Source organism: Chryseobacterium takakiae (assembly GCF_900129385.1).
GTDB classification, from domain to species: domain Bacteria; phylum Bacteroidota; class Bacteroidia; order Flavobacteriales; family Weeksellaceae; genus Chryseobacterium; species Chryseobacterium takakiae.
In genome coordinates, this window is record NZ_FQVO01000004.1 from 296,856 (window position 1) to 306,208 (window position 9,353).

11 protein-coding genes are annotated in these 9,353 nt (G+C 29.4%); 9 read left to right on the forward strand and 2 right to left on the reverse strand.

The features are described from left to right. Window position 1: 1 nt before the first annotated feature. Together BUA76_RS07815 and BUA76_RS19220 are read right to left on the reverse strand one after the other, a co-directional pair. Window positions 2–2,182 carry a prolyl oligopeptidase family serine peptidase gene (locus tag BUA76_RS07815; RefSeq protein ID WP_072884244.1) on the reverse strand — a complete coding sequence of 727 codons (2,181 nt, stop codon included), beginning with the start codon at window positions 2,180–2,182 and terminating at the stop codon, window positions 2–4. Window positions 2,183–2,193: 11 nt separating this feature from the next. Continuing rightward, window positions 2,194–2,358, reverse strand: a complete 165-nt coding sequence (locus BUA76_RS19220) for a hypothetical protein (RefSeq protein WP_178337315.1) — start codon at window positions 2,356–2,358, stop codon at window positions 2,194–2,196. Between the two features lie 204 nt (window positions 2,359–2,562). On the opposite strand from BUA76_RS19220, the gene BUA76_RS07820 reads away from it, so the two are divergent. The 9 genes from BUA76_RS07820 to BUA76_RS07860 all read left to right on the forward strand — a co-directional run bounded on the left by BUA76_RS07820 (window position 2,563) and on the right by BUA76_RS07860 (window position 9,199). Next, window positions 2,563–4,281, forward strand: coding sequence for a helix-turn-helix domain-containing protein (locus BUA76_RS07820; RefSeq protein ID WP_083573188.1), 1,719 nt, complete (start codon window positions 2,563–2,565; stop codon window positions 4,279–4,281). Window positions 4,282–4,536: 255 nt separating this feature from the next. Continuing rightward, window positions 4,537–4,758, forward strand: coding sequence for a hypothetical protein (locus tag BUA76_RS07825; protein ID WP_072884246.1), 222 nt, complete (start codon window positions 4,537–4,539; stop codon window positions 4,756–4,758). 12 nt (window positions 4,759–4,770) lie between these two features. Further along, a complete protein-coding gene (locus BUA76_RS07830; protein WP_072884247.1) occupies window positions 4,771–4,992 on the forward strand; it encodes a hypothetical protein in 222 nt (73 codons plus the stop codon). Between the two features lie 60 nt (window positions 4,993–5,052). Then, entirely contained in the window at window positions 5,053–5,211 is a 159-nt protein-coding gene (locus BUA76_RS19225) for a hypothetical protein (RefSeq protein ID WP_178337316.1), read from the forward strand. A gap of 59 nt (window positions 5,212–5,270) precedes the next feature. Further along, window positions 5,271–6,239, forward strand: a complete 969-nt coding sequence (locus BUA76_RS07840) for a hypothetical protein (RefSeq protein WP_072884249.1) — start codon at window positions 5,271–5,273, stop codon at window positions 6,237–6,239. Between the two features lie 23 nt (window positions 6,240–6,262). Continuing rightward, entirely contained in the window at window positions 6,263–7,186 is a 924-nt protein-coding gene (locus BUA76_RS07845; RefSeq protein ID WP_072884250.1) for an ATP-grasp domain-containing protein, read from the forward strand. Next, the gene (locus BUA76_RS07850) at window positions 7,173–7,358 is read left to right on the forward strand and encodes a hypothetical protein (RefSeq protein WP_072884251.1); all 186 of its coding nucleotides are present in this window, start codon (window positions 7,173–7,175) and stop codon (window positions 7,356–7,358) included. Before BUA76_RS07845 ends, BUA76_RS07850 begins: the two co-directional genes overlap by 14 nt. Next, window positions 7,348–8,397 carry a grasp-with-spasm system SPASM domain peptide maturase gene (gene gwsS / locus BUA76_RS07855; protein ID WP_083573189.1) on the forward strand — a complete coding sequence of 350 codons (1,050 nt, stop codon included), beginning with the start codon at window positions 7,348–7,350 and terminating at the stop codon, window positions 8,395–8,397. Before BUA76_RS07850 ends, gwsS begins: the two co-directional genes overlap by 11 nt. Next, window positions 8,375–9,199, forward strand: coding sequence for a GLPGLI family protein (locus BUA76_RS07860; RefSeq protein ID WP_072884253.1), 825 nt, complete (start codon window positions 8,375–8,377; stop codon window positions 9,197–9,199). The genes gwsS and BUA76_RS07860 overlap by 23 nt, the downstream gene beginning before the upstream one ends. Window positions 9,200–9,353 lie beyond the last annotated feature (154 nt).

Sequence of the window (9,353 nt, forward strand, 5' to 3'; positions counted from 1 at the left end):
GTTATTTTTTTGTGTTTTCTTTGGGTTGGTAATCTGGATGTCCCAATTGCCACAATGCAAAGGCAAACATATCTCCCAGATTAGCATATCGTTGAGCAACAGGTACATTACCTGCGTGCCCCCCTTCAAAATCTATTTTCAGTAAGATAGGATTATTAGATGCATCATTAGCCATTAATTTGGCAGCAAATTTGACAGGTTCCCATACAGCCACTCTTTGGTCATTTATTCCTCCTGTTATAAATGTAGCAGGATATTTTACACCTTTTTTAATGTGATGAAAAGAGTCCATTTCCAGCAGAGCTTTAAATTCTTTTGGGTTCTTTACTGAACCGAATTCTTTGGGCTGACCGCTTGGTGTTTCTTCTTCTCTAAGTGTATTTAATGATCCTACCTCGGCAATAACTGTTTTAAAAAGGTATGGTCTCTCGGTCATGGCTCTTCCAACAGTAATTCCGCCCGCGCTTGCGCCCCAAATCGCTACTTTATTGTTTGATGTATAATTTTCTCTTATTAAATATTCTGTGCAATCTATCAAGTCTCTCCAAGTGTTAAATTTTGTTTCTTTACGTCCTGCTAAACGCCATTTTTCTCCTTTTTCTCCTCCACCTCTAACATGAGCAATTGCAACCATTCCACCTTCATTAACCCATAATAAATAGGTTTTAGCAAAAAAGGGACTATTAGATAATCCATAAGAACCGTAACTATCAATAAGCACCATATTTTTACCATTTTTTTTAAGATTCTTATTGTATATTAACGACAGAGGGATTTCTTCTCCATCCCTAGCTTTTACAGTTACTTCTTGACTTATTATATCTTTAAATTCAGGATATTCTGTAATAGGTGTAAGATTCTCAGGTTTAAAAGTATTAGTCTTTATATCATACTTAAAACGTTGTCCCTCATTTGCCCAGCCTGAGCATGTTATCCAAAAATCAGAGTAATTTTCTCCTTTGTTTTCTAAATTAACATTACCTGATGGATATGGAAGTTGGATAGGAATATCTTTTCCATCTTTGTACAAGTATAATTTAGCCTCAACTCCGTTTTTGGTTGTGGTGTAATAAATACCGTCTTTAGTAATTCTATAACTTATAATAATTTCATCTTTTTTTTCAGGGACTAAAATTTCCGGGTTTTTAAAGTTTGGATTATTAATACCAGTTTTACATAATTTATTAAAAGATGAATTATAACCAGAAACAAAAACAATGTCCTCATTCCAAAAATCAAAATTTTTTGCTTTATCATTTAGATCAGATAAGGCCGTCCAATTTTTCTTATTTCCTAATAAATCATTTTTGTTGATAATGAATGTTTTCCTATAAGACTGATAATCAACAATCATACCTATATAATATTGATCTTCTTGATCAAAATCCAATATCATTGGATATTGATTATCAGCAATATGTAAATCAGGATTATTTTTGGCAGAAAAAACATCTATTATTTCTTTTGGATCTGTTCCAATTTTGTATAAAACAGTTCGTGTATTTTTATAAAAATCTTGAGATTTAGGATCAGTTGTAGAAAAAGCTACGTAAAAAAAACCACTATTATCGTCAATCCATTTTATTCCATCAAAAGTAGCTGGTGCAGAATTGGTAATAATCTCAGGATGAATATACTTTGTTTTAACATCCATAATAATTACATCTGCTAACTCATTCCCTTTTTCAGACATTGAGATAGCAATTTTACTACCGTCCCAACTAGGACTTATGTAATTGATAATAAAAGAATGATTCGCTTCACTACTTTTGTAAACAATTGGGTCGTAAAGTAATTCTTCATTTCCTGAAAACCCCTCTCTGTAGTATAATTTGCTTACTTTCTCATTTCCATCTTTTTTTAAATAAAAATATCTATTATTAGCTGTAATTTTCAATTCAGATACAGAATAACCTTGTCTTTTATCAAATTCCAATCTTTTTTCTGAATAATAATTTATTTTAGGTATTAAATTGAGAACAGAATTCGTGTAAGCTGTTTGAGATTTCATCCAATTAAGAGTCTGTGGATCATCCAAATTTTCTAAATTCCTATATTCATCCATTACCTTAACTCCAAAGTATTCATCTTTGGTCGGCTTGGATGGTGATAAGTTGTTTTTTTGAGCACTGGAGAAAACAGATAAAAAACAGGTAATAATAATAAATATTTTTAAATTCATTAGTGTCAAAATTACTTTTGTCCCATAGTTTGATGAATAGTAGGATCAGTTGGATCACCATTCCCAATGAAATTTTGATTACTGTTACCTCCAGTAATTTTTTTTAAATCACTAATTTTCATTATCTGTACTTTTTTTAGTGATAGTTGTTTTTCTTTTTGTTTTTGTTTTTTCATTATTTTACTGTGTTTAAAATTACCATACAAAGAAAGTATATTTTTCAAAATAATACATAAAATATAAATATAGATTTATAAATTTATCATCAAAATAAATAAATAAAACAAACATTATCAATAAGTTGCATTCAATATTAAATATTAAATATTTTAAATAAATTCCTAATTGAACAATAAAAATGTAAATTTGCATTTTTACAAATGATGAAATATATATCCCTCTTCTTACTTCTTTTTATTAATTTAGTTTCCGCACAGAAAAAATCTATAGACAGTTTAAAAAAATTAAACTATGATAAATTAAAAAATATGTTCTATGAACATTATGAAAATGAAGACGTTTTGAAAACTAAGTTCATTGCCCGTTATTATCTACAAAAAGCAAAAAAAGAAAAAAACAATCTCCAAATTGCAGAAGGTTATATATTAGTACATTTTAATGAAGATTTTCCTATAGCTTTGAAATATATTGATAGTCTTGCAATTGTCACAAAAAATATAAATGGAAGCCTATATCCTACCAGAACATATTTGATGAAAGGAAATTTATATTTTAAGCATGATTATTTAAAAAAAGCCTTAGACAATTATATTATAGCTTTACAATATGCAAAAAATCAAAAAGATCAAAAACAGATTGCTTATGCTAATATAAATATAGCTTACTTAAATAATTACTTGGGTAAATATAAAGAAGCTGCCAAGACATTCAGGTATTATTTATATAATTCTAATAATATAACCAACGAATCCCAGCACAATCAAATACGTGTTAGCCTTATCTACTGTTATATTGAGCTTAATAAACTTGATTCTGCCAATACCCTAATTAAAGAAGGACAAGAATCGTCATTTACAAGAAAAAGCAAGTACAGTGTTAGTCAATATTCTTATTTTTCCGGTTATTCTTATCTAAAACAAAAAAAATACAAATCTGCTATTATAGAGCTATTAAAAGCAGAAAGTTTTTTTTCCAATATTAAGGATGATAATGCAAATTACGCATTATATAGTTTAGGCAAATCTTATGACGGACTACATGAAAAAGAAAAAGCAGTTAATTATTTTTCTAAATTAGATATCAATTTAAAAAAGAAAAATAAAACCTTTCCCCAGTTACGCGAAGTATACACCTATCTCATAGACTATTACAAAGAAAAAAATGATAAAGAAAAGCAGCTCTATTACATTGATCGCTTTTTAAAAGTAGATAAAAAATTAGATGAACAATTTAAATACTTAGCTACGGAACTTCCTAAAAAATATGATACTCCCAACCTTCTACAGGAAAAGGAAAGTATTATTAATGATCTAAAAAACAGAAAAATAATTTTATCCGTTTCTATTGGTATTCTATTATCTGTTCTTCTACTGATATTATATCTTTATTACAAAGCCAAGAAAACAGCAAGCAAACACCGAAAAATTGCTCAAGAACTGATTCATTTTAATGAAAGGAAAATTTCTGAACCCACTCAGGTTCAAGAGCTATACTTTCAATCACCTATACATAAGCAAGTTGAGATTGAAGAAAAAGAAAACAAGACAATTTCAGAAGAAGTTGTACAATATATCCTGAAAGAGCTAGAAATATTTGAAACCAAAGAACTTTTTCTGAAAAAAGGAATTACACTGGCTAGTTTAGCAAAAAATATAAAAACAAATACCGCGTATTTGTCTGATATCATCAATTCTTATAAAGGAAAAAACTTTTCTACTTATATTAATGATCTTCGTATAGACTATGCGCTTAAAAGATTGATAACAGATAAAAAGTTTAGATCCTATAAATTATCTGTTGTGGCAGATGAATTGGGATATAATAATGAGCAAGCTTTTTCATTAGCTTTTAAGAAAAAAACAGGTACTACACTTTCCATCTATATTAAGGAGATTGAAAAGGAAAACAATATCAAATAAACTCGCAACTCTCTATTTTTAAACACTTTAAAAAAATAACATTTATAAATTTATTGCATTAAATTTATAAATCTACATTTCGTTTACTTTTTTGCGATGCTTTCTTATTGCATCTTTGCTTCAACAAAAAACACAAATGTTTATTTTTTGTAAGTGCGCACTGCAAAAGTATAAATCAAAACCGCTGATCAGCAAAAACCCATGCCGGGGTTTGTACGGCAAAATTATTTTATTAATTTTAAATTAATATCACAAATGGAAAACTTAAAAATTAAGAAACTTCAGCATGGTCATCTTCAAAAAATTTTTGGAGGAGGAGAATGGATTCAGACAAGTTCACAATCTAAAAAAAATATTGGAGGGCAAAATGTTACCGTTACAACAACCGATTCTTATCATGATGCTAATGGGGATAAGCAATGGGGACCTGGAGAAAGCGGATCAATGTGCCAAAGTATAAGTCAAAGTATTAACTAATAAATAAATCTTATGAATAAAAAATTGTTTTCAAAAAAACTAACCGTACAAAAACTAAATAAAATTTGTGGAAACGGTTCATGGAGAGATACAAAGGGGCCTACAAAGGTTGTAAATGGATGCACAGTAGAAAGCACTGATACTTATTATGATTCAAATGGTAATGGAAAGATGGATGAAAATGATTATAAGTCGATATTAATGTGTTCTTCCATAGACTGTGGGGAAGTTTAATTTATAAATTTTACACTTATGAATAAAAAAATTATAACAAAAAAACTTTCTTCAAATAAAATGAACAAATTATTTGGGAGTGGCTGGGTACAAACCAACATGAAAATTGGCAACAATGCTGCAATGGACCGATTCTATGACACCAACGGTGATGGAGTGTGTAATCCTGATAATCCAACGGAAAAGGGTTCATCAGTTATTGTTTCTACTACAGCATAAAATATTAACCGGATCCCTCAATTATTTTTTTTGAGGGTTCCTTTCTTACGCATATAAAAATGAAAAAAAATCTTCTTATTTTTCTTATTTTCTTTTTACAAATTGTAAACGGTCAGGATTTAGATGCCGAAAGCAAATTTACGGTCAGTCAAAACTATGTTTGCCTCGCTAGGCTGGAATTGTCTAACAAAAATTTTTTGAAAGCAAATGAATATTTTTCCAAAGCCTTTACATTTCACGATGCGCTGGATTCTTATCAGGTTCTGGATGCGGCAGCTTCTGCATTACAGGTTAATAATCAGGAGTTTTTTAAAAAATATGTTACCGAATCAATTACCCAATATAAGGCACCTTTAGACTTTATTCTTGAGTATGATAAATTTGCTAATTATAAAAATAACGCCTTTTTAAAATCCTTACCTGCTGATTATGAAAGACTTTTAAATCAATATTATATCAATAAAAAAGATTTAACGGCTTTCATTGAAGTATCTGTTTTAGTGGAAAAAGATCAGATAGCCAGACAGCTCATTGATTATTTTGAGAATGAGCTAAGATCATCACAGACAAAAGTAAATAAAGAGGTTTTTAACAAAATTTTAGAAAATACAGATAATGATAATGCTCAAAAATTAATTGATTTAACAAAAAAATATGGATTTCAGGATTATTCCTGGCTTATTTTATGGCACCATCGAATATCATTTAATGATGAAAATGATACATTCTGGCAGTATTTCAAACCAGTTATTAAGGAAGAAATTAAAAAGGGAAATCTTCATAAAAGCTATCTGGCGTCTTTTGCCGATGTTAATGAAACAATATGGAAAGAGAAACAGATTTATGGTACTTTATTCCAATATCCTATAGCAAATGTAAAAGATGTTGATCGTTTAAGAAATTCCGTAGGTTTACCTCCATTACTCTATGATCAAATTATATTTGGTAAACCTTTACCTGATGAATATAAACTTACCGAAAGCGAACTGAAAAAAATACTTTTACAAAAAGTCGCTAAATATGAATAATTGTAATATCACTTGTTTTAACAATGATTAAAATTATATCTCAGGAAACAGATAAATCGACAGATAATATTATTAAGTGGCTACTTTTTTATGATCAGGAATTTCGCAGGTATAATGTCGAAGATTTCACCGAGTTTTCTTTTCGATTAGGTGATGATTTATCAGACTTTAATTTTTTACACAGAAGAGCACGACTTACCACATTTTTTAACACTGGTTCAAAATCATTGGATACTTATATTCGGGAAGAAACCAATATGATTATAAAAGCCTGGGAAAGGATTATTAAGACTGATAATAAAGCAAGTTATATAGGAGAATTTCATGAGGAAGAACAACACAATAAATTGTTAGACCTTCACATTGCAAATTCTATCGGTTTATTGATACCAAAAACTGTGGTGACAAATTCTAAAAAAGAACTTAATGCATTTGCAGATAAATATCCTATCATTACAAAAGCAATAAAAACACCGGTAAGTATAAATGACAAAGATTTTAGTGTTCAGGATAAAGGAACCATGTTCGTTAAAAGAGAAGATATTGACGATTTAGATAATTATTTTTCACTAAGTATTTTTCAGGAATATATCCAAAAGGATTTTGAAATTAGAGCTTTTGTATATGAGAATATGATCTTTCCAATGGCGATTTTTTCACAAAATGATACACAAACAAAAACTGATTATAGGAATTATAATACAAAAAAACCTAACAGATGTGTCCCTTTTAAATTCCCAAAGGATATAGAGAATAAGATTTTTGAATTCTTTAAAATAAAAAAAATAAATACAGGGTCTGTAGACCTAATTAAAAATAACGATAATTTTTATTTTTTGGAGAATAATCCGCAAGGCCAGTATGAATGGCTCTCGGAAAACTGTAATTATTACATTGATAAATTTATTGCAAAGAACTTAATGAATATGGAAAATGGAAGAAAATAAAAAACATTTATCAATCTATCTTAAAAAATCCCTTTCAAAAGCTGATAGTAATCTTAAAAAATCTGATCCTAATAAAATTGCAGTAAAAAAACTTGTAAATAATAATGTTACTCCTCATCCATTTTATAAGCCAATAACCAGAATTATAAATATCGAGCCTGATGTATCTTAAACTTTTCTCAAATTGCAAATTAGTAAAAGGTTATAAAAACCATCTTCTGTATGATATACAAAGAGGTGATGTTATAAATATACCATCAGAACTTTATGAATGGTTATATAAATTCAACAACAAAGAATTTAATCCAATTCAGGATCCGGAAATCAAAAGTTACATTGATTTTTTAGAACAAGAAGACTATATCTTTTTTACGGAAAATCCGGAATATTTCCCTGAAATAAGTCTGGACTTCGATTCTCCATACAAGATCAGTAACGTAGTAATAGATATTAATAATGTAACTGAATTTCATTATTTTAAAGTGATTGATCAGATAGATCTTTTAAACTGCGATACTGTAGAATTAAGATTTTTCAATGACTGCGAAGTTCCGTTTATAAAAGATTTGATAAATTACCTAAATGACCATAAGATGTTTATTACTAATTTAGGAATCGTAACTCCATTCTGTAAAGAAGCTGATTATAAAGAATTGGTAACATTAAATCGAATATCTTATATCCAAGTTTATAACAGCCCTGAAAATAATTTTGTTAAAATTTCTGAAAATAAATTCCTCTATTATTCAAATGAATCAGTAGCAAAGCAAAAAAGCTGCGGTATTGTCAATTATAATTATTTTATCCTGAATAAGCTTTCATATTTGGAATCCCTCCACCACAACTCCTGCCTTCACAAAAAAATAGCAATTGATGCAGAAGGAAATATCAGAAACTGTCCTTCAATGCCGCAAAGTTTTGGCAACATCAACAACACCACATTAGAAGAAGCGTTACAACACCCTGATTTTAAAAAATACTGGAACCTTACCAAAGATCAGATTGAAGTCTGTAAAGATTGTGAGTTCCGCTACATCTGCACCGATTGCAGAGCTTACACAGAACGCAGCCATACCAACGAAGAAGGATTAGACACGTCAAAACCTTTAAAATGCGGCTACAATCCTTATACTGGTGAATGGGAGGAATGGAGTACCAATCCTTTAAAACAAAAAGCAATACAATATTATGAATTGGAAAATACTATTTAAAACAGCGTTTATACTAATTGCCGTTAGTAATTTTTTGTATGGACAAAGTTACAGAATAAGTTATCAAATCAGTTACAAAACAGATTCGCTTAGTCCTGAAATGATGAAAAAAGATATGATATTGCTGGTAAAGCCTAACAAATCTAAATTCTATTCACGGGAACAGTTTGATAATGATTCTGTAGTAATTGAAAGCAAAAAAACGGGTGCCAAAGCCAGATTAAAGTCTGATTATAACTTTATGGTCATAAAAGATAAAAAGAATAAAAAGTTATCAAAATTTACCTTTTTATTGAGAGATCTGTATCAGCTACCGGTAACAGCCCCCGATTTTGATTGGAAAATAACATCTGAAACAAAAAGCATTGCCGGTTATACCTGTCAGAAAGCATCATTGAATTATTCCGGTCGTAATTGGGAAGCATGGTTTACATCTGATATTTCTTTACAGGAAGGTCCATCTATTTTCGATGGATTACCCGGACTGATCATTTATATGAAAGACACCAAAAACAATTATGAATTCAGCTTTACAGGAATAAAAAAAGATGAAACTTCAGATATTGATTTTTTATCCGCAAAACCATTGGAAATCACAAAAAAACAACTTGCAAAAGTTCTTATTGATCATTACAAAGACCCGTATAGAGAAATGAAAACAGGAAATATAAAAGTGCTCTGGCAAGATGAAAATGGCAAGCCATTTAAGCCTGATTACAAGGAGCTTACAAAAAGTGAACAGCAATACATTAAGAAAAACAATAATCCGATAGAATTATCTGAAGCTATAAAATACCAATAATATGATTGATCTTATATTAATATTATTTTTATTGATCATAAAATATTTGTCTTTTCAATAAAACTCCATTTTGAAATCTTTTCCCTTCTACCTTCAGCCAGATTCCAAAGACTGCGGACCTACGTGTCTTCGTATCGTCAGCAAATACTATGGT

Excerpts from the sequence above, each read along its gene's own strand:
- BUA76_RS07815 (WP_072884244.1), bottom strand. The coding sequence starts at position 2,182 with ATGAATTTAAAAATATTTATTATTATTACCTGTTTTTTATCTGTTTTC.
- BUA76_RS19220 (WP_178337315.1), bottom strand. The coding sequence starts at position 2,358 with ATGAAAAAACAAAAACAAAAAGAAAAACAACTATCACTAAAAAAAGTA.
- BUA76_RS07820 (WP_083573188.1), top strand. The coding sequence starts at position 2,563 with ATGATGAAATATATATCCCTCTTCTTACTTCTTTTTATTAATTTAGTT.
- BUA76_RS07825 (WP_072884246.1), top strand. The coding sequence starts at position 4,537 with ATGGAAAACTTAAAAATTAAGAAACTTCAGCATGGTCATCTTCAAAAA.
- BUA76_RS07830 (WP_072884247.1), top strand. The coding sequence starts at position 4,771 with ATGAATAAAAAATTGTTTTCAAAAAAACTAACCGTACAAAAACTAAAT.
- BUA76_RS19225 (WP_178337316.1), top strand. The coding sequence starts at position 5,053 with ATGAACAAATTATTTGGGAGTGGCTGGGTACAAACCAACATGAAAATT.
- BUA76_RS07840 (WP_072884249.1), top strand. The coding sequence starts at position 5,271 with ATGAAAAAAAATCTTCTTATTTTTCTTATTTTCTTTTTACAAATTGTA.
- BUA76_RS07845 (WP_072884250.1), top strand. The coding sequence starts at position 6,263 with ATGATTAAAATTATATCTCAGGAAACAGATAAATCGACAGATAATATT.
- BUA76_RS07850 (WP_072884251.1), top strand. The coding sequence starts at position 7,173 with ATGGAAGAAAATAAAAAACATTTATCAATCTATCTTAAAAAATCCCTT.
- gwsS (WP_083573189.1), top strand. The coding sequence starts at position 7,348 with ATGTATCTTAAACTTTTCTCAAATTGCAAATTAGTAAAAGGTTATAAA.
- BUA76_RS07860 (WP_072884253.1), top strand. The coding sequence starts at position 8,375 with ATGAATTGGAAAATACTATTTAAAACAGCGTTTATACTAATTGCCGTT.